Source organism: Chryseobacterium sp. HNCC26DJ238, assembly GCF_057180465.1.
In genome coordinates, this window is sequence record NZ_JBXUGI010000002.1 from 1 (window position 1) to 25,205 (window position 25,205).

Consider the following 25,205-nt stretch of genomic DNA (forward strand, 5'->3'; position numbering starts at 1 on the left):
GAGGAATCTAAACCAAGAAAATTTTTGCTTAGCTTGTAAGGAAGTTGCAGAGTTAATTTTTTTTAAACGCAAAGTTTTATCTTTCAACCCGCTAAATTAAAGGAGCAAAGAGTGGCGGCAGAGCCGCAGATGAAGCTTGCTTTATAAGAATCAATTTCATTGATTACTCCTTTTGCTCCCTTTAATTATTCAAGATTTAACGCAAGGCAAAACAAAGTTTTTTTCAACAGCTTTATGCTTTTAAGATAAACAAAGGCGTAAACTTATCAATGAAATACAAAGATTCTACATGTCAATTCGAGTAGGTTTTTGTAGAAAACCGTATCGAGAATTTTTGAACACTGGACAAATTTTGTTTTAAGTTCACTGGTTCTCGATACAAATTCTTTCAGAATTCTACTCGAACTGACGGATTTTTAAATGTCGCTTAACTTTCAGTCATATTAAAATAACAGAATCAATTTAAATAGTAAACAGACTCAACTCTCAGCGCACAGTTTGTCTTTGATTTCATCAAATCTTCGATTTCCGGAGGAATCTAAACCCAGAAAATCCTGGCTTCTGATGAAATTGTATAATTAATTTTCTTAACGCAAAGTTTTATGATGCAAGCTGCTTAGTTTTAAGGAGCAAAGATGGGCGGCAAAGCCGCTGATGAAGAAGGCTTGATAAGAATCAATTTTATTGATTTTTTTTCTCAACTCTCCATAATGTTTGATATTTAAATAAAAAGTTATGCTGAAATACATGGAATTAAATCTGTGATCTCACAAAACTGTTGAGATGTTTTTGTTCAAATTCATGATCTTCTATTCAGTCTCTAAAATAGAGGCAGCTAAAAAAGGATGGTAGATATACAAAACAAAAGGCAAAACATAATGCTTTGCCTTTGTCAATATAATGTTATGGTTTGGTGTCTATAAAGAAGTTATTATTTGCTTTAAAAATATCTTTCTTACTTTTCTTATTCAAAGATAGAACGGTTTTGAAATGCACACAAATGTTTGCTGTCGGGATTTATAAATTTGTACAATAAAATTGTTTTATATGTATTTTAATTAGCTTTTTGAACAAAAAGCGGCTAAATTATTTTTCTATCTGCTGATTTACTATGTAAAAAGATAATACTATATAAACCTAAATTTATTACTTCCGTTTGCATCAAGTTAGTATATATCCAGACGCTGATCTTAAATTAAATTCTGTATTGATCATTATATAAAACAAAAGGCAAAACGTAATGCTTTGCCTTTGTTAATATGATGTGATAAATTTGGTGTCCTTGTGAATAAGCGGTCTGTTTATATGCTTTAGAAAAGAGCTCTCTCATTTTTCTTACTTCAAAGATAGATCTGATTTTTATTGTTGACAAATAGATGTTGTGAGTATTTATAAATTTGTACATAAAATTGCTTTATATACAGTTAAAAGACTTTATAAAATGCGATATGGTAATGATTTCCTTTAAATAAAAATTTTATCTCCTGGTATTCAGGAATAAATATGATAAGTGATCTTGGAAGGAATTAAAAAAGCCTGGTGAATCTGAATCGAGTATTATGTTGATTTATTTGCTTTCATATGATATACGATCTTAAATGCACTTTCATAAAGCAGATAGCAGAACTGATTTAAAATTAAAAATTCCTGAAAATTGTTTAATAAGCAGGATAGTCTAAAAAACAAAAGGCAAAACATAACGCTTTGCCTTTTCTAATATAATGTGATGGTTTGGTGTCTATAGATAAGTCAATTATTTGCTTTAAATATCTTTCCTATTTTTCTTTTTCAAAGGTAGATGAGTTTTTCGTCAATCACAAAGTTGTGTTGTCGGAATTTATAAATCCGTACGTAGAAGTATTGTAAATAGCTGATTTATTGTGTTTTATGTTAGTTGGTGTTTTTCTAAATTTAGAATGATTTCTTGTATATGTTGTTATTTATCAATAGTATCATACCTGTACAAATGCATTTTAAAATTTTTAATAATCCTGCTGATATACTCGCTGTAATTTTCTGCTAAAAAGAAAAGAGATAAGAAGAGCTTTTGATTGCATTACTTCTTGCCAACAGTTATTGTTAAAATACTGTTATCATTTCTTTTTTGGGTTCATTAACTCAAAATTATCCGCTATATTTGATGTTAATGAACGATTTCTGTAAAGAAAAATATGATTTATGAAGGATATTAAGCTGATTGTGACCGATATGGACGGAACTTTTCTCAACTCAAAACACGAAATAAGTCCAGAATTCCCTGAAATTTATGAAGAACTGAAAAAGAGAGATATTCTTTTTGTACCGGCAAGCGGCAGACAGATGTTGGGAATAACAAAATATTTCGGAACTATTGAAAATGAAATGGCATTTATTGCAGAAAATGGCGGTTACATGATCTATAAAAATGAAGAACTTTTTGCCGACAGGCTTGAAGAATTATATGTGGAAGAAATTATCAGTACAGTAAGACAAATTCCCGGTGCGGCGGTTGTCGTGTCAGGTAAAAAACAAGCCTACTACGAAACTGAAAATCAGGAATTTATTGATTATATAAGTCAGTTTTATACTGGAAATCAGAAAGTGAATGATCTTACTGATAGCCTGGATGACAGCATTTTTAAAATCGCTGTTTATCATTCTGAAGGAGCTGAAGAACATTTGCATCCTGCATTACAGCAGTTTGAAAAATATAACCTGGAGGTAGTGGTCTCTGGAAAATACTGGTTAGATATCATGAACAAAGATATCAACAAAGGAAATGCATTGGAAAAACTTCAGAAGACTCTCAATATCAGTCCGCAACAGACTATGGTGTTTGGCGATTATATGAACGATATCGAAATGCTGAAAAAAGCTGAATATTCATTTGCTATGGAAAATGCACATCCTTCAGTAAAAGAAGCTGCAAAATTTGAGGCTCTCTGTAATAATAATTTTGGAGTGATGCAGACTATAAAAACCTATCTTAATTCAAATTAAGATAGGTTTTATTATTTTTTAAATCAGGTATTTTTTAAGACCCTCCATGATTCCCTGCCACAGCATACTGAAAAAACTTCTGTCAGATTCCCTTTTTTTCTCAATCACTACATGATCAGGTTCACCGGTTGATTCATTTTTTACAAACCAGTTGGCAACAGTTGAGAGAACTTTTCTTTCTTTTCCTTTTTTATTAAGAAAATTCACATACATGTCATTGTATTTGAAGTAGAAATTTCCGGCAATCCCGGCATTGTTCCCATAGTAGTCAAATTTCAGATAATCAATATTTCCGTCAAGGGTTACGTTCAAATAGGGACGTACAAAAAGGTTCACATTTTCTGCAGAAAGTTTCAGTATTTTCCCGTTAATGGTGAATTTATCTTCAGGGTTCATGACATCAAATTTCCAGTTTATTTTTGTGTCAGCTGTTCCGTAAAAAGCAAATTGCGCATCAGCGGTAATTACCGTAGGGCGGCCCTTGATTTTTCCATTGTTAACATCAGTGATCTTTATTCCAAACTGATTAAAAGTCAGTTTTCCCGGGATATTGCTGTTTTCTGCATTTTCTTCATATTCGAGTCCCGAGTTCTTAATGGAAACATTTTTGATAAACATCGGCATTTTCATTCCCCGAAGTTTTTTGCTGAAAAGATATCTTGCTTCATTGTCATCCGGCGGTGCCAGATCATGATAGATATTGCATTTCAGTCCGTCAATATCTACCTTACTTACATCGATCTTTTGATTTTTAAAAAGCTTCGAGTCGTAATCTGTAATTCCGATTTTTTTTACAGTAATCGTATAAAGATCACTTTCTTTGGCAATCACTTTGCTGAATCCAGCACGTGAATATTTTGGAATATATTGCAGATCACTGATTTCAGTCTGTTTTCCGGAATTTTTAAGGTCACCTACTTTCAGTGTATAATATTTTCCGGCATCAAGGAATACTTTCTTAGCATTAATCGAATGGGTAGAATAATTGATCGGAAGGTCTTTCTTAAGCTGTGCATTATTGGATATAATATTATTGATCCTGATATCAAGCTTTCCTACTGCAAGTTTTTCTTTTCCTGCACTAGTTTGTGAAATCTTACCGTCTGAAATTTTGATAAAGCCGAATTTTGCACTGAATTCCGGAGTTTCAGAATTTCCTTTCTTCGTCTTCGGTTTTTGAATAGCTGAAATAATTTTGATGTCCGGGTTTTTCAGTTCCAGACCATCAAACTGAATATTCAGTTTTTGACCGATATACTTCGTTTTATTGTTGCTTATCTTAATTTCATCAGTAGAGACATTGTATAAATCTTTACTGCTACTTTTTCCAAGTGCGATCATCTGGAATTTTTCAATGATGATATTGGAATTTCGCGAGGAAATCTTTTTGATTTTTAATGCCTGAAGGTTATTGGCTTTAAAATAAATATTGTCAGCCTCTATGTCATGATTGGTAAATCTGAAGGGTATTTTTTCTTTAACCGTATTTTTATCAAAAACAATATTGGTCAGCTTAAAATTAAAATTGTCTACCGAGGCGGTTTTATCCTTGTTGCTCTGCAATACTGCAATCTTACCTTTTTGAAAGTCGATGTTTTTCAATCCGATTTTCATTTCGATTTCTTTCGGATTTTTATCCTTTTCAATTGTGTTTTTCCCTGTTGAAGTCACTTTTAAATCAGGTTGTGTAAAAATAATATCTGAAACAATCAGAGAATCTTTACTGATATTAAAATCTTTTGCCAGGAGACGTGCGGAGGAAAAGTCAAAAATGTTTTTTGCATTATAGTATTGAGGCTTTTGAATCGGCATAAGATGAAATTTTCTGAGATCTAAAGTTTTATCTGCCGCGTAGATCCGGTCTGCATTGATCTGGTAAAATTCATTGACTCCGATATGAACATCTGTCGCATCGATTTTAAACTCTTTAAAGGCAAGAGGGATTTTTGAGTTACTGCTGTTCTGCTCAATATCTTTAAGCTTAATGTTAATGTTTTTGCCTGTGAATACAGGTTTGCCTTCTGCATTTACGACATCGGCAAAAACATTGCTAAACACAATGTTATTGATGTGAAGGTCTGTTTTCTCAGTCTTTTTTTTCTCTTTATCTGTTTTGGGTGCAAGACGGATTTTTACATTAGAATCTGATAATAGAAACTGATCTGCATAATATGATTTATTGAAAACAGCTTTCCATATGCTGAAATCCCGAATTTCAATTTTCTTAACAGATCCTTTAATCTGAGTGATTTTTCTGTCATTAGGATTCTTCGTTGAAATTTTAAGATCTGTTGCTGTAAAATCTCCTGACAGCAGACTTAAATCAAAATTTTTAAGTTCAAGCTGATAAGGTGTTTTTTTATTGATTACATCAGGAAGTTTTCTCTGTAAAAAAAAGTTCAGTGCAAAGGGAAAAGCAGCAATAAGAATAATTATTACAGCTAAAATGCTTAAAAGCCATTTTTTGCGTTTATTTTTCAGGTTAATTTTGTTTTTATCCATCAGAGGTTAGTTCAGATTCGATAGTAAACAAAACGTATTCCATTTTACAATAATATTACTCATAAAATGATATTATATTAAATATATTTTTAATGAAATACTATTTATATGAGAAATCATCTTCTTAATGACTAAATAATAATAAATCTGCTAATCATATTTAATTTCTTCTGTGCTTCATTATTGATTTTAAATGAGTGGAAACAGTCCTTGATACCATTAAAATGTTGTTGTACATCAGTATTCAATGCATAAATATCTTCCGGATTTGATAGGCAGACCTCAATTTTTTTTTGTTCTTTTGCAAATTGTTTTAAAAACCTTAGGAGTTCCATGTCAAAGTTTGATGAAATCAGGTCTTTTGAAGACTGCGAAGTCAATGAAGCTGTGCACAGTATTATCCGCCATCCTATGATGAAAGCGCTGATGAATTTTACCTTTCCCTGTGTAAATGATAAAATCTGGTCAGAAAAATTAAAAGAAACTCAGTCGATCTACGATTTTCAGAAAAACTTTATTTCGTATACCATTCTGAAAATCTTAGAAACCAGTTCACAGGGATTGACCCATTCAGGGTTTGACCGGTTAGACAGAAATACAGCGTACCTTTTTGTATCCAATCACAGGGATATTATTCTGGATACTTCACTGCTAAATCTTATATTGCTTGAAAATGGGCACATAATGACAGCATCTGCTATCGGAGACAATCTGGTTCAGCAGACTTTTCTGCATAAACTGGCAAAACTGAACCGTAATTTTTTGGTTCAGAGAGGATTGCCATTACGCCAGCAGTTAGAAAGCTCCAGGCTGATGTCTGAATATATTTTTCAACTGATTACCGTTGAAAACCGTTCAGTATGGATTGCTCAACGGGAAGGCCGTACCAAGGATGGTAATGATTCCACGCAACAGGGAGTTTTAAAAATGCTCGCGATGGCTTCTGAAGGAAACTCACTTCCTGAATTTTTTAAGAAACTGAAAATAGTTCCATTATCTATTTCGTATGAGTATGATCCGACGGATGTACTGAAAATGCCTCAGTTTCTGGCAAAACACAATGATGAGATCTACATAAAAACAAAAGATGAGGATTTTAATACGATGATGAGTGGAGTACTTGGGCAGAAAAAAAGGATTCATCTTCATGCCGGAAATGTTTTAAATTCAGAATATGACGAGATCATCAACTCAATTCCCAATAAAAATAAACAGTTGCAGGCAGTAGCACAGTTGATAGACAGATCCGTGATCCAAAATTACAAATTATGGCCCACGAATTATATTGCGTATGATCTGTTATACCAAACCAAATTATTTTCTGATCATTACTCCGAAAGAGAAAAAAAAGTATTTGAAAGAAGACTGGTCATGCGTATTGACAGTTCTGATGAGCTGTTAAAAACAGGCTTTTTAACCATGTACGCAAACCCGGTCATTAATAAAATGAAATATAGGGATATTTAATTATTGTCTTCTTTCTTAAAACTTACCACTTCATATTGATCATCAGTACAGTACTTTTTACAGCTTTCATCATCAAATGCTGCCGGATTTTTAGTGAAATCTTCGATATGTTTATAGCTGTCGTCGGTATTTGCCGGGGTAATAACAATGTGATAAAGTTTTAGCAGAGATTCGTCTGCTTTTTCTATCGATTCTTTTTTGTGCTGAACAGCTTCCTGATATGTCATAAGATATATTTTATAATTCATTGAACAGAACAAACTGTGCCAAATATTACTAAACAAGTTATTATAGTATATCTCTTTTTGTAGAAATTTATAAATTTACAATATAAAAGTAAGGATAATTCACGGTGTGTGGTATCAATCAGTGACCAGGAAGCTTATTATCGGAAGTTTACGGGTGAAATATTTTTATTCTCAATTTTTCTAATTAATCGTTTATGCGTTTAATATTCCTAAGATAATAATATGTTTTTTGAAAATTTGTGAGTATTTTTGGTAGCTTAATGAAGTGTAACCCGTTACCAGATTATTTTATGTCTTATGATCCTAATTGTTGATGATAACCAAAACAATATTTTTTCGTTAAAAAAATTACTGGAATCTAAAGATTTTCAGGTGGATACTGCAAGTTCCGGAGAAGAAGCTTTAGGAAAAGCATTAAAAAATAATTATGCATTAATTATTTTAGACGTCCAGATGCCGGGAATGGACGGATTTGAAGTCGCTGAGACTTTTGCCGGATACAGTAAAACAAAAGAAATACCAATCATATTTTTATCTGCGGTCAATACAGACAAAAGATTTATCACCCGCGGATACAGTTCAGGAGGAATGGATTATGTAACCAAGCCTATTGATCCGGAAATTCTGATGCTCAAAGTGAAGACCTTTTACAATCTGCAGGAAAATAATCTTGCGATGAAGAAGACTCAGCAAAGTTTAGAACTTGAAGTGAAAGGAAGAAGGGAAGCACAGGTTTCTATGAAATCTGAAATCGAGCACTTCCATCTTATGCTGGAAGCTTTACCCCAAATAGCATTTACTTTAAATGAAGACGGAGTAGTCAACTTCGTCAACAGAAAATGGTATGAGTATTCTGAATCTGACCAGCATTTTCCGGAAACCCATACAGATGATCTGAATATCGAAGAAGAGTTTCAGCGGTGCAGGAAAAAAGGAAAAGCACTTGAATTGGAGATCCGGATTAAAAACAGGGATACCCAAGATTACAGATACCATTTATTGAGAATGTCACCCGTCTATCAGCATGAAAAGATCAAAAACTGGGTAGGTACTTTTACCGATATTGAAGATCAGAAAAAAGTAGAAAAAGAAAAAGATGAATTCCTCAGTATTGCGAGTCACGAACTGAAAACACCATTGACCAGTATTAAAGCCTATATGCAGCTTTTGGATCGGAAACTTAAAGTCAATGCAGGGAATCAGGAAGCCGTTTTTGTGACGAAAGCCTTAGATCAGATTGAAAAGTTAAACACACTTATTACAGACTTGCTGGATGTTTCAAAAATAGAAAACGGCAAACTTAAAATCAACAAAAAGCCTGCAGACCTGGAGAAACTGATCAACAATACGATTGATACCATTCTTCAGACTCATGATAATCCCAATGTGAAAATTGACCGCCATATTGGTAAGATCAGTCAATGGATTAATTTTGATGCAATAAGGATTGAGCAGGTTCTCATCAATTTTTTAACGAATGCAATAAAATATTCTCCGGAAAGCAATCAGGTTATTGTGACCACATTCGTTGATGAAGATGAAGTGAAGGTAAGCGTGACAGATTTTGGAATTGGAATTCCTGATTTTAAGCAGGATGCAGTGTTCCGTAAATTTTACCGTGTAGAAGAATCATCGGTTCAGTTCCAGGGGATGGGAATAGGTCTGTATATCTGCTCGGAAATCATCAAGCAGCATCACGGAACCATTGGTCTTTCGAGTAAAGTAGAAGAGGGTTCTACATTTTATTTCACATTACCTTTAAATTAATTTTATGCCGAAAAAAGTGATAAGAAATCTCCAGTTCGGAATTGGATTTTCTTTATTTATTTTAATTGCGAGTTCGGTCGCATCATATTGGAGTATCAGGAATCAGATGCAGCACCGCGAAAGCGTTTCAAAAAGCAGAAGGTCTGTTACCGCAGTTAAAGATGTCTTAATAGCACTTTTAGATGCCGAAACCGGGAATCGCGGTTATCAGCTTACCGGAAGAGAAAGCTTTCTTGAACCGTATAATAAAAGTTTAGAGGCCTATTCGCATTCCATTGAAAATGCAAAATCACTCGACATTACAGAGCCGTCTCAGCTAAACCGACTTCGGAATCTCGAAAAGAATGTAGATGCGAATATCAAAAACCTGAAATTTTTTGTAGATAGCAGGCGTAAGGGAATTCAGATGACTCAGCAGCAGATTGAGATGAGCAAACGATATATGGACAAATGCCGTTCTATCGTTCGGGATTTTGTGAAATTTGAAGAAGCACAGCTGGAAAATAAAAACAGGGATCTTGACAGCTCATCCAGTACAACTGTACTGTTTATTATCTTTTCATCGATTGCAGCCATTGCCGTCACTGCGTTTTTCTATGTGAAACTGCGAAATGATCTGATCAGGAGAGAAAAGCTTGAAAAGGAATTAAAAGCGAAGGATCTTGAAATTGCCAAGCGGGTAAATGTTATCCAGCAGGTGGCTAACCGTGTTTCACATGGTGATTACAGCCAACGGGTTGCCGACGAGTATGACGGAGACTTGGGTGATCTGGTTGACTCGCTGAATCACATGACAGATTCTCTTAAAATTTCTTTTGATAAAATCAATAAAAATGACTGGCGTCAGAAAGGCTTGGTTTTACTTAATGAAGCTCTGGTGGGAAACAAATCTGTAAAACAGGTGACTACCGATTCTCTTAATCAGCTTATTGAATATGGAGACTGTATCAACGGTGCCATTTATCTGATGGATGAGGGGAAACTGAAACTGAACAGTTCTTTCGGTCTGGAAAACAATATGAAACAGTTCTTTGATTCCGGTGAGGGCATGGTAGGACAGGTTTTCGTACAGAAAAAACCGAAAGCATACAATAATTTAGATGAAAATGACTTTGCCGTAACCTTTGCCAGCAGTAAAGTTAAGATCAATGCAATTTTACTGGTTCCTGTAATGTCAGACAGAAGTACAATTGGCGTTCTTGAATTGAGTTCTGATAAAAACTTTGAGGAAGAGAGGATCGATTATTTTGTTGAATGTTCAAGAAATATTGCCGTCTCTTTACGGGCTGCAAAAAGCAGGGAAAAAGAACAGCGTCTTCTGGAAGAAACCCAGGCACAGTCCGAAGAATTGCAGGTACAGCATTCTGAACTGGAAAATCTGAATACGGAACTTGAAGCACAGACCCAGAAGTTGCAGGCCTCAGAGGAAGAACTGAAGGTACAGCAGGAAGAGCTGATGCAGACCAATACCGAACTCGAAGAACGCTCAAAATTATTGGAAGAAAAAAATCAGCTGATTGCAGAACGGAATATAGAGATCCAGAGAAAAGCAGAAGAACTTGCATTAAGTACGCAGTATAAATCAGAATTTCTTGCCAATATGTCGCATGAACTGAGAACCCCTCTGAACTCTATTCTGCTGCTATCACGTCTGATGGCTGAGAATCCTGATGAAAACCTGAATGAAGATCAGATTGAATCTGCCAAAGTAATTCAGAGCTCAGGAAGCAGTTTACTTACATTGATTGATGAGATTTTAGATCTTGCTAAAATCGAGTCCGGTAAGATGTCTCTGGAATACCAGGATGTTGCTATCGATGAAGTGGTAAAAGACCTGAAAAATTTAATGAATCCTTTAGTGAAAGAAAAAGGAATTGAATTTAATATCAACATTGAAGAAGATGTACAGAAAAGCTTCGAAACAGACCGTCTGCGATTGGATCAGGTGCTCAGAAATCTTCTGTCCAATGCTTTGAAATTTACAAAAGAAGGCAGTGTAGAATTAAATATCAAAAGAGATCATAAAAACAAAGACTTTATTGTTTTCTCGGTAAAAGATACGGGAATCGGAATTCCGGAAGACAAGCAGAAAATTATTTTTGAAGCCTTCCAACAGGCTGACGGATCAACGCAGCGTAAATTCGGAGGTACCGGTTTGGGACTGTCGATCAGCCGTGAAATCGCCAAATTACTGGGTGGTTATTTAGATTTGAAAAGCACAGTTAATGAAGGCAGTGAGTTCAGTCTGATCATTCCGGTGAGTGAAAAATTAAAAGGGAATCAGAGTAACAGTACTGTAAATTCAGATCAGAATTTAGTTGATGTCATTTTAGAAGATGTAGAGGAAATCAAACAGATCATTGATTATCACGAAAATGAAATTTCATCAGCTTTCAAGCATTTGGAAATTCCCGAAGATGTTGATGATGACAGGGACAGTATTTCAAAAGATGATAAAGTCATTCTTATTGTTGAAGACGATACCAATTTTGCCATTGCTTTACTGAAATATGCGAGGATGCAAAACTACAAAGGGGTAGTCGTCGTGAGAGGAGATCATGCACTTTCAGCAGCAATGCAGTATCATCCTGCTGCAATTCTGCTTGATGTTCAGCTTCCTGTAAAAGACGGCTGGAAAGTAATGGATGAATTAAAATCTAACCCGCAGACCAAACCGATTCCTGTACACATGATGTCATCTCTTCATGTAAAACAGGAAAGTCTGATGAAAGGGGCAATTGATTTCATTAATAAACCTGTTGCCATGGAACAGATGACTGATGTATTTAAAAAGATTGAGGATGCCCTAAAAAAATCACCTCAGAAAGTACTGATTGTCGAGGAAAATGCTAAACATGCCAGTGCTTTATCATATTTCCTGAGCAATTTTGACATCTCGTTATCCGTTGAAGACAATGTAGAGGACAGTGTGCGGGCATTCAAAACAGACCGGGTTGACTGTGTTATTTTAGACATCGGAGCCAACAGAAGAAATGCTTATAAAATCATCGAATCGATCAAAAGTTATGAAGGGTTAGAAAATTTGCCAATCATTATTTTTACAGAAAGGAATTTATCTACATCGGAAGAACTGCAGATTAAGCAGTACGCAGATTCTATTGTCGTGAAGACGGCACATTCTTATCAGCGGATCTTAGATGAAGTCGGGTTGTTTTTACATCTGGTCGAGGAAAAAAACAGTTCTGTAGAAACCATCAGAAACAAAACTTTGGGTTCACTGACGGAAGTTCTGAGCGGTAAAAAAATTCTGATTACCGATGATGATGTCCGTAATATATTTTCATTAACCAAAGCTTTGGAAAAATATAAAGTGGAAGTTGTTTTAGCGATGGACGGTGTTCAGGCGCTTGAGCAGATTAAGGAACATCCGGATATCGATGTGATTCTGATGGACATGATGATGCCTGAAATGGACGGTTACGAAACCATTCAGGAAATCAGGAAAATGCCGAAATTCAGAAGGCTTCCGATTATTGCAGTAACCGCAAAATCAATGATTGGTGACCGTGATAAGTGCATACAGGCAGGAGCTTCAGATTATATTACAAAACCTGTGGATATTGATCAGCTGCTTTCCCTGCTGCGGGTATGGTTATATGAAAATTAAATGACAGATTCTCTCATGCAAAAGAAGATTTTAATTGTGGATGATGATCCACGCAATATATTTGCTCTAAGACTCACATTAAAAGCCCGTGGTTTTCAGATGGAAAGCTGTACAACGGCACGGGAAGCGATTCAGATTTTAGAGAAAAGCCGGGATATCAGTGTGGTATTGATGGATATGATGATGCCGGAAATGGATGGCTATGAAGCAGTGAAACTGATTCGTCAGACTCCGTCTATTCAACATGTTCCGGTGATTGCAGTGACAGCACAGGCAATGGTAGAAGACCGTCAGAAGTGTCTGGATGCCGGAGCGCAGGATTATGTAAAGAAACCGATCGATGTGGATCAGTTATTAAGTGCCATAGAAAAACTGTCTTAAATGCTGGAGCCTAGTATCGTAAAAGACGAAGAAATTGAGTTTCTGATCAAAGATGTGTACGAGCTGTACGGATACGATTTCTCTTTGTACAGTAAGGCCTCTTTTAAAAGACGTGTTAACAGAATCTGTCTGATTGACCGTTTTACCAGTTTTGCAGAATTGCGGTATACCATTTTGAATGACCCTGATTATCTGAAACATTTTATTGAAGAAATTACGGTTAATGTCACAGAAATGTTCCGCGACCCACACTTTTTTAAAAAATTGAGGGAAGAAATTCTGCCGCAGCTGGGAACTTATCCTCTGATCAGGATTTGGGTAGCCGGATGTTCCACAGGGGAAGAAGCCTATTCTCTTGCCATTTTGTTGAAAGAAGCCAATCTTTATCACAAATGCCTGATTTATGGAACAGACATCAATCCTTCGGTATTAGAAACGGCAAGATCAGGTGTGTTTCCGATGCATCAGATGAAAACATATTCTGAAAACTACATGCTTTCCGGAGGAAAAGAAGATTTTTCAGAATACTATACAGCAAATTATGACAGCGTTCGTTTTGATAAAAGCCTTCAGGAAAAATTGATCTTATCGACACACAATCTTGTGTCTGACAGCTCCTTTAACAGTTTTCAGCTGATTATCTGCAGAAACGTACTGATTTATTTTGAAAAAGCTTTGCAGGAACGTGTTTTTAATCTTTTTGATGCCAGTCTTGAAAATTTGGGTTACCTCGCTTTGGGTTCAAAAGAAACATTGAGGTTTTCCAATTTAGATAAATTTTATCACCAGATCGAAGATCAGAAAATCTGGAAAAAAGTAGAACATAATTAATTTCAGCGTGGCAGTACAGAGAAATACTACTGAATTAATTGTAATTGGAGGCTCTGCAGGAAGCCTGCAGGTCATTATGGAAATGATCAGACACCTGGATGGAAATATGAATTTTCCGATTATGCTGGTTGTTCACAGAAAAGCGTATTCCACCAGTATTCTTCCGACGCTTCTGCAGCAGTTTACTTCAATAAAGGTCATTGAGGTTGACGACAAAACAGAAATTCAGAAGAATGCTATATATATAGTGCCTGCTGATTATCATCTGTTGTTTGAAAATAAAAATACGGTTTCGCTCGACAGCTCAGAAAAGATCAATTATTCACGGCCTTCAATTGATGTCACATTCAAATCTGCTGCAGAAACATTCGGAGAAAATCTGATCGGAGTTTTGCTTTCAGGAGCTAATGCTGATGGTGTGGAAGGTTTAAATTATATAAAAAAAAATAATGGAAAAGTCTGGATTCAAAATCCGGAAACCGCTGAAGTTGACTATATGCCGAGGCAGGGATCCGAGCGGGTCAATTATGACCGGCTGGTCAATCCCAAAGATCTGGCAGAACTCATCAATCAGTTAAATACCATTCAATAATAATTAAATAAAAAAAAATATGAACAAGAAGAAAATTTTAATTTTTGATGATGATAAGGTGATTCTTGAGGTGATCAGTATCATTTTTGAAGAAGGTGGTTATGACGTTGAGATTTCAGAGACATCACATGATATTATCCAGAAAGTTTCTCAGTTTAATCCTGATGTAATCCTCATGGATAACTGGATCCCCAATATCGGGGGGGTAGAGGCAACAAAACTTCTGAAAAGTCATGAAGAATACAAAAACATCCCTGTGATCTACGTAACGGCTAATAATGATATTGTTGCTTTAGCCAAAAGTGCACAGGCAGACGATTACGTTGCAAAACCATTTAACCTTGATGATCTGGAAGAGAAGGTGGCAAAGTATGTGAAAGATTAACCACAGTAGATTCATATGAAACAAAATTTACTGTCGGATCAGTTTGGAGTATCCATTTAAAAGAATGAAATAATACCTCAATAAAATCTCAATTTTCCTCACTTTCAAAAGTGGGGATTTTTTTATGAACAAAATTTCACACAGAATAAGGGCAATTTAAAAGGTATATATCCGTTTATTCACTTTTGAGTCCAGTTAATTTAAGCTTATCTTTAAGCTTTCAAATTTTTAAAACGATTATTCTTAATATATACATCAGAGAATGCAGGCAATCTATTGTAAAATTTTTATCACCGCCGGGCTGTCGGTTTTCAGCATTACAGCTTTTGCTCAGGAACGGCGGACCATCAGCGGAACGGTCCGGGACGGAAAAAACGGTGAACTCGTTATCGGAGCCACTATAAAAGTAGAAGAGGATCCGTCGGTCAGCGTAGCAGCGAATGAATATGGTTTTTATTCCCTTTCGCTTCCTCAGGGAAATTATACGGTGGCAGTTGCTTATGGCGGTTATGAATCTTACAGACAGCAGGTTCAGCTGGATCAGAATGTAAAATTGGATTTGATTCTTACCCAGGAAACCGAAAGGACTGCACAGATTGATGAAGTGGTCATTTCAGCAGTTAAAAAAGATAAAAACCTGTCTTCTGCCCAGATGGGAACAGAAACATTAAGCATTAAAAGCATTGAGAAGCTTCCTGTTCTGTTTGGAGAAAAGGATGTTTTAAAAACAATTCAGCTCTTGCCGGGAATCAAAAGTAACGGCGAGGGCAGCAGCGGTTTCAGTGTGAGAGGCGGAGCAACAGACCAGAATTTAATTTTGCTTGACGAAGCACCGGTTTATAATGCATCCCATTTATTAGGCTTCTTCAGCACCTTCAACAGTGATGCGCTGAAGGATGCAAGCATCATTAAAGGAAACAGTCCTGCACAATATGGCGGCCGTCTTTCCTCAGTGATGGATGTGAAGATGAAAGACGGAAACAACAAAGACTATAATGTCAACGGTGGAATAGGTCTGATCAGCAGCCGGCTGAGTGTTGAAGGACCGATTCAGAAAGAAAAGTCATCGTTTATCGTTTCAGGAAGAAGAACCTATGCAGATGTTTTTCTGAAAGCAACAGATGATTTTAAAGACAGCAAGCTGTACTTTTATGATTTAAATCTGAAAGCTAATTACCAGATCAATGAAAACAACCGTCTGTATGTGTCCGGATATTTCGGAAGGGATGTTTTGGGGTTGGGAAATACGTTTGCGACAGACTGGGGAAATACAACAGCTACGGTACGGTGGAACAGCATTATCAACAGCAAACTCTTCTCCAATACTTCATTTATTTACAGCAATTACGATTACAAAGTCAGCCTTACAAGCAACGACAATACTTTTGGTCTTGATTCACAGATTCGGGACTGGAACCTCAAGCAGGATTTCAGCTGGTTTGCAGGAAATAAACATTCTGTGCGTTTTGGCCTGCAGTCAATTTACCATACGATTACACCGAGCAGTGCTTCCGGAACAAGTGTGAGCAGTTTTCCCCGTAACTCGAGATATTCATGGGAAAATGCAGTGTATGTCAATGATGATTTCAAAGCAACAGAAAAACTGACGGTCAATTATGGTTTAAGGTTATCTATGTTCAGTGTTTTAGGTGGAGATACGTTTAATCTGTATGATAACGGTGTTTTGACCGGCAATAAATTTTTGGAAAAAGGAAAATTCGGGAAAACATACGTTAATTTAGAACCTCGGATCACTGCTAATTACAGAATTAATGAGATGAGCAGTATCAAAGGGGGGTATGCACGGAATACCCAAAACCTTCATCTGCTCAGTAACAGCAGCAGTGGAAACCCTACCGACCAGTGGATTGGCAGCAGCTATACTGTAAAACCTGAAATTGCCGATCAGGTGAGTGCAGGGTACAGCAGAAATTTCAACAATAATAATTATGAAATCAACGCAGAAGTTTATTATAAATCAATGCAGAATCAGATTGACTTTAAAAACGGAGCTGAGATCGTTTTCGACGGAGCTGCAGATGTTGAAAGTGAATTGCTGTTTGGGAAAGGGAGGGCCTATGGCTTTGAGGTCATTGCAAAGAAGAAAAGCGGAAAACTGACCGGCTGGATTTCTTATACCCTTTCAAAAACAGAAAGAAAAATAAACGGGATTAATGACAACAACTGGTATAACGCCAGAGTTGACAAAACCCATGATTTATCAGTGGTCGCTACATATGAGCTGAATCCGAAGTGGTCTTTCTCAGGACTGTTTCTCTACAGTACAGGAAATGCAGTGACCTTTCCAACAGGAAAATACGAGCTCCAGGGACAGACCATTTTTCAGTACAGCAAACGGAATGCTGACAGAATGCCTGCCTACCACAGAATGGATTTAAGTGCGACCTATGAACCCGGAAAAAACAAACGGTTCCAAAGTTCATGGTCATTCGGAGTCTATAATGTGTACGGAAGAGAAAATGCGTACACCATTACCTTTGAAGATAATCCCGACAAACCGGGAACAACGCGGGCCATGCAGACTTCACTTTTCCGGTTTGTACCGAATATTACCTATAATTTCAAATTTTAATTCAATGAAAAACATATTTTTATTAATTATCCCGTTATTTTTATTCACCGGTTGCGAGAAAGAAATTGATCTTGATCTTGACGATCAGAGCGGAAATATCGTCATTGAAGGGAATGTAACCAATCAGGCGGGACCGTATTATGTGAAAATTACTAAATCCGTAGCATTTACACAGAATAACAGCTATCCTGCAGTAAGTAACGCTGTTGTTGTACTGAGTGATAATGCGGGGCAGACCGAAACTTTAAAATATGTCGGTGAAGGATACTACGAAACGACTGCTTTTACGACTGCACCCGGAAGAACCTATACTTTAAAGATTTCTGCAGAAGGTAAGCAGTACACCGCACAAAGTACAATGCCACAGCCTGTACTACTGGAGAATCTCCAACAGGATTCATTCATGGTTGCGGGCGAACTTTCATACACGCTTCTGCCGATATTTACAGATCCTGCCTCATTAGGCAACAGGTATCTTTTCACCTACACGCTGAACAGTAATCCCAATAAAATGTTTGCTGCATTTTCTGATAATGTAAATAACGGAATGATAAATCAGAGACCTCTTCTGCTTCCCAACGATGATGAAGACGGTGAAAGCGAAAAAGCTAAAGTCGGTGATACGGTTAATGTGGAAATGCAGTGTATTGATACCCACGTGTTTACTTATTTTACGGCTTTACTGCAGATCATTGACGGTGGCGGTCCAGGGGGCGGGGTTACACCATCAAATCCGCCCAGCAATATCAGCAATGATGCATTAGGATACTTTTCGGCACATACCATCAGTAAAAGAAGCTATGTGATTCAGTAAATCTTACTGATTATTTAAAATAAAAAACACCGGAATCCTGTTTCTTCTGTTTATAAAAAGAACAGATTCCGGTGTTTTCCAAATAATTATATTTCAGAATGAATATATCTGATTTTGTTAACTAAACTTCAGTCAGATAATTTTAAACATTTTTATGTAAGTTCAGCTCCATCTGAATATTACAACGTTCATACGGAGTAGGCCGCCCTGTAATTTTCTCAAAACCTAATTTATAATATAGGTTAATGGCAGGTTTCAGTACCGTATTACTTTCAAGGTACAATTTTTTAGCGCCCAATTCTTTAGCCTTCTCAATCACAGCTTTACCAAGGAGAGTTCCGATACTTTTTCCCTGAGCCTTTGGGGAAACAGCCATTTTAGCCATTTCAAATTCATACTCAGGATCATTCATTCTTATCAAGGCACAGACTCCAAGGGGCTGATTCTGGTATAAGGCGACTAAAATTTTTCCACCATTCTCTAAAATATACTCTTCAGGGTGATCCAGCGCTTTGTAATCAGATTCTTCCATTTTGAAATAATTTGAAATCCATTCTTCATTGAGTGAGCGGAAAGCATCCTGATATTCCGGGCGATAATCAACAATTTTCACCTCTTTACTTTCCCGTTTCTTTTTTTGTTCCTGCACTCTTTTCAGAAGGGACTTCTGTTCAAGTAAAAATTCCCATTCTGCAACCGCTTCCCACAGATTATGGTTCGCTTCGCTCATCATATCTTCAACAGCATGATCAATATCTACACACTGCACCTCTATTATTTTCCGTGAAATCTCATTTCCTTTTTCTGTGAGACCAACTGTATTTCTTCGTCTGTCCTCAGATTTGAGATGTGTATCAATCAATCCTGCAGCAGTCATTTCCTTGATGATCTTAGTGACAGAAGGCTGTGAGTGGCCGATTTCATCTGCAAGATCAGTGATGGTTTTTCCTCCTTCTTCCGCAAGAATAAAAAGGACAGGAAACCATTTTGGAGAAAAATCAATCTGATAAAGGTCATAGATTTTTGCAGCATCATCTGTCATTTTTGCGGTCAGCATCCTGAGCCTTGTGCCTAATGCCATTTTACCTGTTTTATTAAAGAATTCCATATTGACGATATTTTTAAAACTTTTAAATAATCATTTATATAATCAGTTATGCAAATATAAAATAATTTTTGATTAGATGAAATTTAAAATATTATCAGATAAAAACAATTGTCCCTTAGTATAAAAATATACGATATAAAGAATATACGATCTCCAATATTATTTTTACATCGTTAAATAGTCGTAAAAAAAACTTTGAGAACTTATATAAGTGCTCAACACATTGAACATAAAGCAATTTAGATTCCTCCGGAAATCTAAGATTCGACATAGTCAATGACAAAATGACTGATGATCTTAATGTTATGATTAAAACGGGTATTCAAAAAAACTTTGTGCTCTTTGTGTTCAGATATGCAGTAGGAATACTAAACGATCTCAAACATTAATTTAATATCCGTAACCATTCGTAACAAAGAGACTTCCTGATTTCATACAAGTGAAACGGCTTTGTGAACCGTAAAAACAGTAATTTGGTAAAAAACTTAGTGCTCTTTGTGTTCAAATATGTAGTATTATTACTAAACAATCTCAAACATAATTTAACACCTGTAACAAATCGTAATAACAAAACTTCGTGAGCCTATACAAGTGAAACGGCTTTGTGAACCTTAAAAACAGAAATTTGATAAAAAATCTTTGTGTACTTTGTGTTCAAATCATACAGTACAAAACACTGCATATTCAAATTCACTTACAACGAAGAATAATACAAAATAAAAGACTAAGGTTCCAACTTGAATTATCAAAACTCAATTTATTATCATTATAAATAAGGATAAATAGCAATCTGATGAGATTGTGTTAGTGACTTTTGCATAGATTTTTCTTTATATTTGATATCATTGAAACAATTTTTCAACACACGGTTCCAAATCAAAAAATATCAGATATGTCTGAAAGTACCAACCAAAGCAGAAGATCTTTCTTAAAAAGTACAGCGATCGTAGCTGTTTTTGCTTCTATACCAACATCTGTAAAAGCCTTTTATCAGGATGTTAAAGACTTTATTCTTCCTAAAAAAAGTATACTGCCGATTAAAATTTCTGTCAATAAAAAAGTACATGAAATTAAAACTGACAGCCGTTCAACATTGTTGGATGTCTTGCGCGAAAATCTCAATCTTACAGGAACTAAAAAAGGATGTGACCACGGACAGTGTGGTGCATGTACCGTTCATATTGACGGGGAAAGAGCATTAAGTTGCCTTACCCTGGCAGCAATGGTTCCAGGAAAAGAAGTGACCACGATCGAAGGCCTGTCTTCCGGAGATCAGCTTCATCCGATGCAGGAAGCATTTATTGAATGTGACGGCTTTCAGTGTGGATATTGTACACCCGGACAGATTATGTCTGCTGTAGCTTGTGTGAAGGAAGGGCATACAGGATCAGTTGAAGAAATTAAAGAGTTTATGAGCGGGAATCTGTGCCGGTGTGGTGCTTATAACGGAATTGTTGAATCCATACAAAAAGTTGCAGCATTATGAAACCATTTACATTTGAAAAAGCAAAGTCTACCGCTGAAGCTTTAAAATTTAAAAATCAAAATAGAGATTTTGTTGCAGGAGGAACCAATATAGTTGATCTTCTGAAGAAAAACATTGCACAGCCTGATGGAATGGTCGATGTATCGACAGCATTACCGGCTGAGATTAAACTGTCAGAGAACTCTGTTACTATCGGTTCGATGGTTCGTAATACTTCCTTGGCTACCAACTCTGATTTGCTGAAAAGCTATCCGTTGATCACAAAAACAGTATTGGCCGGTGCCTCTCCTCAGATCAGGAATATGGCAAGTACTGCAGGAAATTTATTGCAGAGAACACGGTGCCCTTATTTTTATGATCTTACGACCCCCTGTAATAAAAGAAAAAAAGGAAGTGGTTGCAGTGCTTTAACGGGTGATAATAAAATGAGTGCCATTGTAGGTTACAGTGATCAGTGTGTTGCCGTTCATCCTTCTGATTTGTGTATTTCTTTAAGTGCACTTGACGCCAATGTTCATGGGCTCAGTTCTAAAAATGAAAAGTTCGTGATTCCTTTTAAGGATTTTCACAAATTACCCGGGAATACACCATGGTTAGACAATAATTTACCTCAGAATGCTTTGATCACCCATATAGAGGTTCCGGCAAACCAGTTCAATAAAAAATATGCTTATATCAAACTGCGCGAAAGAACATCTTACGCATTTGCGATGATTTCAGCCGCCGCTGCTTTGGAAATGGAAGGAAGTACCATTAAGAATGCAAGGCTTGCTTCAGGCGGTGTAGCGCACAAACCATGGAGATGGTATGAGGCGGAAGATTACTTAAAAGGTAAAAAAGCATCCGAAGAAGTATTTAAAAAGGCTTCAGAAATTGTCACAGATAAGGTAAAACCTTTGGCTCACAATGGATATAAGGTTCCGATGCTGAAAGGGGCTGTAGAACTTGCGCTGAAAAATGCGGTCAATCTTTAAACAGTTTTATTTCTAATAAATTTTAAAATTAAAGACATGGGATTTTTTGACGATAAAACTGATTTTGTAATGCCTGCCGAAGGTCGTGTAGAAGCTGTTGCAAAAGTGAAGGGACTGGGAAAATATGCTGCAGAATATGATGTGAAAAATCTCTGTTACGCAGTGCTGGTGACAAGTGATATAGCCTCAGGGACTATAAAATCAATCAATACAGACGCAGCAAAACAGGCAGAAGGTCTTATTGATGTTATTTCGCATCTGAAAAAACCTTCAGTTCCAGGATTTGCTGACGAAGCTAAAATTAAAGAATCAAAATTCGGACTGCCGGTTTTTCATACCGATACTGTTTATTTCAAAGGACAGCCGGTTGCATTGGTCATTGCTGAAACATTGGAAGAAGCGACCTATGCAGCATCACTGGTCAAAGTTGAATACACAGCCAAAGCATTTGATGTAGACTTTGATCAGGCTAAAAATAAAGTAGAATTAAAATCTGCAGGAAAAGAAAGGGGAAATGAAAAAAACTGGAGCAATGCACCTTTTTTGGTTGATCAGCAGTATAATATTGCTGAAGAAGTTCATAATCCAATGGAAATGCATGCCACAATTGCCGATTGGTATGAGGATAATAAATTAAGGCTGCACGATAAAAACCAGGGGGTCAACGGGGTACAGAAAACTTTTTCGGGTCTTTTTGGAATTCCCACCGACAACATTCATGTAATCAGTGAATATGTAGGTGGTGGGTTTGGATCAGGCTTAAAAGTATGGCCTCACGTATTGGCAGCTGTGTTAGGAGCTAAACAGGTAAACAGGCCGGTTAAATTAATGCTCACAAGACCGCAGATGTTTCATTCTGTAGGATACAGACCTGCATCCTGGCAGAGAATAAAATTGGGAGCCAACCAGGATGGAAAAATTGCAGGTGTACTGCATCAGGCAAAAAATGGCTGTGCAATTTATGATCAGTTCAGTGACGGGATTACAAGAGTAACCCGGCTAATTTATCAGTTTGATAACCTGAAAACTGAAAATGCGGTGGTACCGTTAAATCTCAGTGCACCGACCTGGATGCGTGGTCCCGGAGATTGCACCGGAGATTTTGCTGTAGAAAGTGCGCTGGACGAATTGAGTTATCAGCTCAAAATGGATCCTGTTCAGCTCAGATATAAAAACCTAGCAACAGTGACAAATCCAGAGACAGGACTGCCATGGTCAACCAATTTTTTGAGAGAAGCAGTAGAAAAAGGGGCTGCAATGATCAGCTGGAATTTACGTAATCCTGTTCCCGCATCCGTAAAAGAGGGAGATTGGAATATTGGTTACGGTATGGCGGTCGGAATGTGGAATGCAGGGCGAAATAAGGCTGGAGCAGGAATCAGGATGAGCAAAGATGGAAATATCGTTCTTCAGACTGCCATGACTGATATAGGAACCGGTACAGGAACCGGAATGGTCAACATTATGCACGAAACCTCAGGAATTTCACGAAATAAAATAAAAATTGAATTGGGGAATTCTAATCTGCCGGCTGCTGGAAGCCAGGGAGGAAGTACAGGATTGTCTTCGATCAGTGGAGCAGTGGTTGCGGTGAGTGACGCTCTTAAACTAAAGCTGGCAGAATATGCTTCGTCTTTAAATCAAAAATTTAAAAATGCGGAAGTTCAAGATATTGTACTTTCTGATTCAGGGATTTCTTTTCAGAAGGATAGAAGTGACTTTCTCTCTTATCAGGACGTCTTTTCTAAAAATAATATAACTTTAGTCGAAGTTGAAGCAACATCAGGCCCAGGGGATGAGAAAAACAAATTTTCATTCTGTTCATCTGCCGCTCATTTCTGCAGGGTAAAAGTCAATATAAAGACAGGAAAAGTGGTGGTTGATAAAATGGTTGTTGTTGTTGACGGTGGAAAGATCGTTAATCAGAAACCTGCTGCCAATCAGATTTCAGGTGCTGCGGTAGGTGGAATAGGGATGGCGCTGATGGAGAAAATGTCTCTGGACAAAAAACTCGGAAGCATCATTGCCAATGATCTGGCAGGGTATCACTTTCCTGTGAATGCTGATGCACCGGTTGTTGAAGTGGCATTTATCAATAAACCTGACATGAACCTTAACCCGACCGGTGCGAAAGGTTTGGGTGAAGTTGGTATCATTGGTGCTGCGCCTGCTATTGCCAATGCAATTTACAATGCAACGGGTAAGCGTTTCAGAAATCTCCCGATTACTCCGGATCAGTTTTTCTAAACATAGATTACTCAGATAAAAACATTGCCCTCATGATTATTCTGAGGGCATTATTATTTCTATTTTTAACCCCATCACAGTAATTCCCCTGCTATGTAGGGTTGGATTCTTCCAAGGGAAGAAGACGGGGGTGGTTATACAGAAGGTTAAATTTAGATAACTAAAACACTTCGCCGTTGCTGAGTGTAACGCCTTTGCGACCGGAAAATATTTTTAGGATCATTAAAAAACTTTGCGGCCATAGCGTTTAAATTGATGTTGAGATTTTTTCAGAATGACAAACGGTACGCTAATTTTAATAGGTCTGAAAGTTAAGCGACTTTAAAAATCCGTCAGATCGAGTTCCGTCAGTTCGAGTGTTTTTCGCATCGAAGCGGAGAGAAATGTATCGAGAACCCGTGAACCGCTGTCAGTCTTTGAATCACTGACTTCTCAATACGGTTTTTTCAAAACTTACTCAAATTGACAGATAAAATACTTTTTTTGCTTATAACCACCCCGTCAAAAATTCTATTGAATTTTCGCCACCCCTCCATAGAGAATTTTTAACTTGTATTTCATTGATAAGTTTACGGCTTTGTTTATCTTGAAAGCATAAAGCTGGTAAAAAAACCTTGTCTTGCCTTGCGTTAAATCTTAAATAACTAAAGCACATCGCCGTTGCTGAGTGTAACGCCTTTGCGAACGAAAAATATTTTCAGGATTATGAAAAAAAAGTTTTGCGAACTTAGCGTTAAAATTTATGTTGAGATTCTTTCAGAATGACAAACGGTACGCTAATTTTAATATGACTGAAAGTTAAGCTACTTTAAAAATCGGTCAGGTCGAGCTCCGTCAGTTCGAGTGTTTTTCGCAGCGAAGCGGAGAAAAATGTATCGAGAACCAGTGAACCGCGGTCAGTCTTTGAATCACTAACTTCTCAATACGGTTTTTTCAAAACTTACTCAAATTGACAGATAAAATACTTTTTTTGCGTATATACCCCCCCGTCAAAAATTCTGACGAATTTTCGCCACCCTTCCATAGGATGAGAATTTTTACCTTGTCTGTTATCAGTACGTTACGCCCTTATTTATTTTAAAAACGTAAAGCTGTTGAAAAAATTTGTCTTGCCGTGCATTAAATCTTAAATAACTAAAACACTTCGCCGTTGCTGAATGTAAAGCCTTTACGACCAGAAAATATTTTCAGGATCATTAAAAA

At 36.8% G+C, this 25,205-nt stretch carries 16 protein-coding genes; 13 read left to right on the top strand and 3 right to left on the bottom strand.

Annotated features, from left to right (window positions below; genetic code table 11):
• Positions 1 to 2,178: 2,178 nt before the first annotated feature.
• A complete protein-coding gene (locus AC2A07_RS01660; protein ID WP_484048926.1) occupies positions 2,179 to 2,979 on the top strand; it encodes a Cof-type HAD-IIB family hydrolase in 801 nt (266 codons plus the stop codon).
• Between the two features lie 18 nt (positions 2,980 to 2,997).
• On the opposite strand, the gene AC2A07_RS01665 is transcribed toward AC2A07_RS01660, so the two are convergent.
• A complete protein-coding gene (locus tag AC2A07_RS01665) occupies positions 2,998 to 5,481 on the bottom strand; it encodes a hypothetical protein (protein WP_484048927.1) in 2,484 nt (827 codons plus the stop codon).
• Between the two features lie 333 nt (positions 5,482 to 5,814).
• On the opposite strand from AC2A07_RS01665, the gene AC2A07_RS01670 reads away from it, so the two are divergent.
• Complete coding sequence (locus tag AC2A07_RS01670; protein ID WP_484048928.1) at positions 5,815 to 6,948, top strand: 1-acyl-sn-glycerol-3-phosphate acyltransferase; 1,134 nt, start codon at positions 5,815 to 5,817, stop codon at positions 6,946 to 6,948.
• On the opposite strand, the gene AC2A07_RS01675 is transcribed toward AC2A07_RS01670, so the two are convergent.
• Positions 6,945 to 7,175: a hypothetical protein gene (locus AC2A07_RS01675; protein ID WP_314490284.1), complete on the bottom strand. Its 231-nt coding sequence runs from the start codon at positions 7,173 to 7,175 to the stop codon at positions 6,945 to 6,947. The two genes, AC2A07_RS01670 and AC2A07_RS01675, sit on opposite strands and share 4 nt — an antisense overlap.
• Before the next feature lie 318 nt (positions 7,176 to 7,493).
• Between AC2A07_RS01675 and AC2A07_RS01680 the strand changes: the two genes are divergently transcribed.
• From AC2A07_RS01680 to AC2A07_RS01715, 8 genes are all read left to right on the top strand, one after another.
• Positions 7,494 to 8,963, top strand: a complete 1,470-nt coding sequence (locus AC2A07_RS01680; protein ID WP_484048929.1) for a hybrid sensor histidine kinase/response regulator — start codon at positions 7,494 to 7,496, stop codon at positions 8,961 to 8,963.
• A gap of 4 nt (positions 8,964 to 8,967) precedes the next feature.
• Positions 8,968 to 12,591: a response regulator gene (locus AC2A07_RS01685; RefSeq protein WP_484048930.1), complete on the top strand. Its 3,624-nt coding sequence runs from the start codon at positions 8,968 to 8,970 to the stop codon at positions 12,589 to 12,591.
• Between the two features lie 15 nt (positions 12,592 to 12,606).
• Complete coding sequence (locus tag AC2A07_RS01690; protein ID WP_484048931.1) at positions 12,607 to 12,972, top strand: response regulator; 366 nt, start codon at positions 12,607 to 12,609, stop codon at positions 12,970 to 12,972.
• Positions 12,973 to 13,803, top strand: a complete 831-nt coding sequence (locus AC2A07_RS01695) for a CheR family methyltransferase (RefSeq protein ID WP_484048932.1) — start codon at positions 12,973 to 12,975, stop codon at positions 13,801 to 13,803. It begins immediately after the preceding gene.
• A 7-nt stretch (positions 13,804 to 13,810) separates the two neighbouring features.
• Entirely contained in the window at positions 13,811 to 14,395 is a 585-nt protein-coding gene (locus AC2A07_RS01700; protein ID WP_484048933.1) for a chemotaxis protein CheB, read from the top strand.
• Positions 14,396 to 14,414: 19 nt separating this feature from the next.
• A complete protein-coding gene (locus tag AC2A07_RS01705) occupies positions 14,415 to 14,780 on the top strand; it encodes a response regulator (RefSeq protein WP_314490299.1) in 366 nt (121 codons plus the stop codon).
• 262 nt (positions 14,781 to 15,042) lie between these two features.
• Complete coding sequence (locus tag AC2A07_RS01710; RefSeq protein ID WP_484048934.1) at positions 15,043 to 17,373, top strand: TonB-dependent receptor; 2,331 nt, start codon at positions 15,043 to 15,045, stop codon at positions 17,371 to 17,373.
• 4 nt (positions 17,374 to 17,377) lie between these two features.
• Positions 17,378 to 18,187 (top strand): DUF4249 domain-containing protein, encoded by an 810-nt coding sequence (locus AC2A07_RS01715; RefSeq protein ID WP_484048935.1) that lies wholly within the window; start codon positions 17,378 to 17,380, stop codon positions 18,185 to 18,187.
• 142 nt (positions 18,188 to 18,329) lie between these two features.
• On the opposite strand, the gene AC2A07_RS01720 is transcribed toward AC2A07_RS01715, so the two are convergent.
• A complete protein-coding gene (locus AC2A07_RS01720) occupies positions 18,330 to 19,295 on the bottom strand; it encodes a bifunctional helix-turn-helix transcriptional regulator/GNAT family N-acetyltransferase (protein WP_484048936.1) in 966 nt (321 codons plus the stop codon).
• Positions 19,296 to 20,187: 892 nt separating this feature from the next.
• Here AC2A07_RS01720 and AC2A07_RS01725 point away from each other — a divergent pair.
• The 3 genes from AC2A07_RS01725 to AC2A07_RS01735 are packed head-to-tail and all read left to right on the top strand — an operon-like array spanning position 20,188 to position 24,002.
• Positions 20,188 to 20,781, top strand: coding sequence for a (2Fe-2S)-binding protein (locus AC2A07_RS01725; RefSeq protein WP_484048937.1), 594 nt, complete (start codon positions 20,188 to 20,190; stop codon positions 20,779 to 20,781).
• Complete coding sequence (locus AC2A07_RS01730; RefSeq protein WP_484048938.1) at positions 20,778 to 21,755, top strand: FAD binding domain-containing protein; 978 nt, start codon at positions 20,778 to 20,780, stop codon at positions 21,753 to 21,755. Before AC2A07_RS01725 ends, AC2A07_RS01730 begins: the two co-directional genes overlap by 4 nt.
• A 36-nt stretch (positions 21,756 to 21,791) precedes the next feature.
• On the top strand, positions 21,792 to 24,002 hold the full coding sequence (locus AC2A07_RS01735) for a xanthine dehydrogenase family protein molybdopterin-binding subunit (RefSeq protein ID WP_484048939.1): 2,211 nt from the start codon (positions 21,792 to 21,794) through the stop codon (positions 24,000 to 24,002).
• The last annotated feature ends 1,203 nt before the right edge of the window (positions 24,003 to 25,205 follow it).

What these genes read in the sequence shown, in the direction of transcription:
- AC2A07_RS01660 (WP_484048926.1), top strand. Translation starts at nt 2,179, where the DNA reads ATGAAGGATATTAAGCTGATTGTGACCGATATGGACGGAACTTTTCTC.
- AC2A07_RS01665 (WP_484048927.1), bottom strand. Translation starts at nt 5,481, where the DNA reads ATGGATAAAAACAAAATTAACCTGAAAAATAAACGCAAAAAATGGCTT.
- AC2A07_RS01670 (WP_484048928.1), top strand. Translation starts at nt 5,815, where the DNA reads ATGTCAAAGTTTGATGAAATCAGGTCTTTTGAAGACTGCGAAGTCAAT.
- AC2A07_RS01675 (WP_314490284.1), bottom strand. Translation starts at nt 7,175, where the DNA reads ATGACATATCAGGAAGCTGTTCAGCACAAAAAAGAATCGATAGAAAAA.
- AC2A07_RS01680 (WP_484048929.1), top strand. Translation starts at nt 7,494, where the DNA reads ATGATCCTAATTGTTGATGATAACCAAAACAATATTTTTTCGTTAAAA.
- AC2A07_RS01685 (WP_484048930.1), top strand. Translation starts at nt 8,968, where the DNA reads ATGCCGAAAAAAGTGATAAGAAATCTCCAGTTCGGAATTGGATTTTCT.
- AC2A07_RS01690 (WP_484048931.1), top strand. Translation starts at nt 12,607, where the DNA reads ATGCAAAAGAAGATTTTAATTGTGGATGATGATCCACGCAATATATTT.
- AC2A07_RS01695 (WP_484048932.1), top strand. Translation starts at nt 12,973, where the DNA reads ATGCTGGAGCCTAGTATCGTAAAAGACGAAGAAATTGAGTTTCTGATC.
- AC2A07_RS01705 (WP_314490299.1), top strand. Translation starts at nt 14,415, where the DNA reads ATGAACAAGAAGAAAATTTTAATTTTTGATGATGATAAGGTGATTCTT.
- AC2A07_RS01710 (WP_484048934.1), top strand. Translation starts at nt 15,043, where the DNA reads ATGCAGGCAATCTATTGTAAAATTTTTATCACCGCCGGGCTGTCGGTT.
- AC2A07_RS01715 (WP_484048935.1), top strand. Translation starts at nt 17,378, where the DNA reads ATGAAAAACATATTTTTATTAATTATCCCGTTATTTTTATTCACCGGT.
- AC2A07_RS01720 (WP_484048936.1), bottom strand. Translation starts at nt 19,295, where the DNA reads ATGGAATTCTTTAATAAAACAGGTAAAATGGCATTAGGCACAAGGCTC.
- AC2A07_RS01725 (WP_484048937.1), top strand. Translation starts at nt 20,188, where the DNA reads ATGTCTGAAAGTACCAACCAAAGCAGAAGATCTTTCTTAAAAAGTACA.
- AC2A07_RS01730 (WP_484048938.1), top strand. Translation starts at nt 20,778, where the DNA reads ATGAAACCATTTACATTTGAAAAAGCAAAGTCTACCGCTGAAGCTTTA.
- AC2A07_RS01735 (WP_484048939.1), top strand. Translation starts at nt 21,792, where the DNA reads ATGGGATTTTTTGACGATAAAACTGATTTTGTAATGCCTGCCGAAGGT.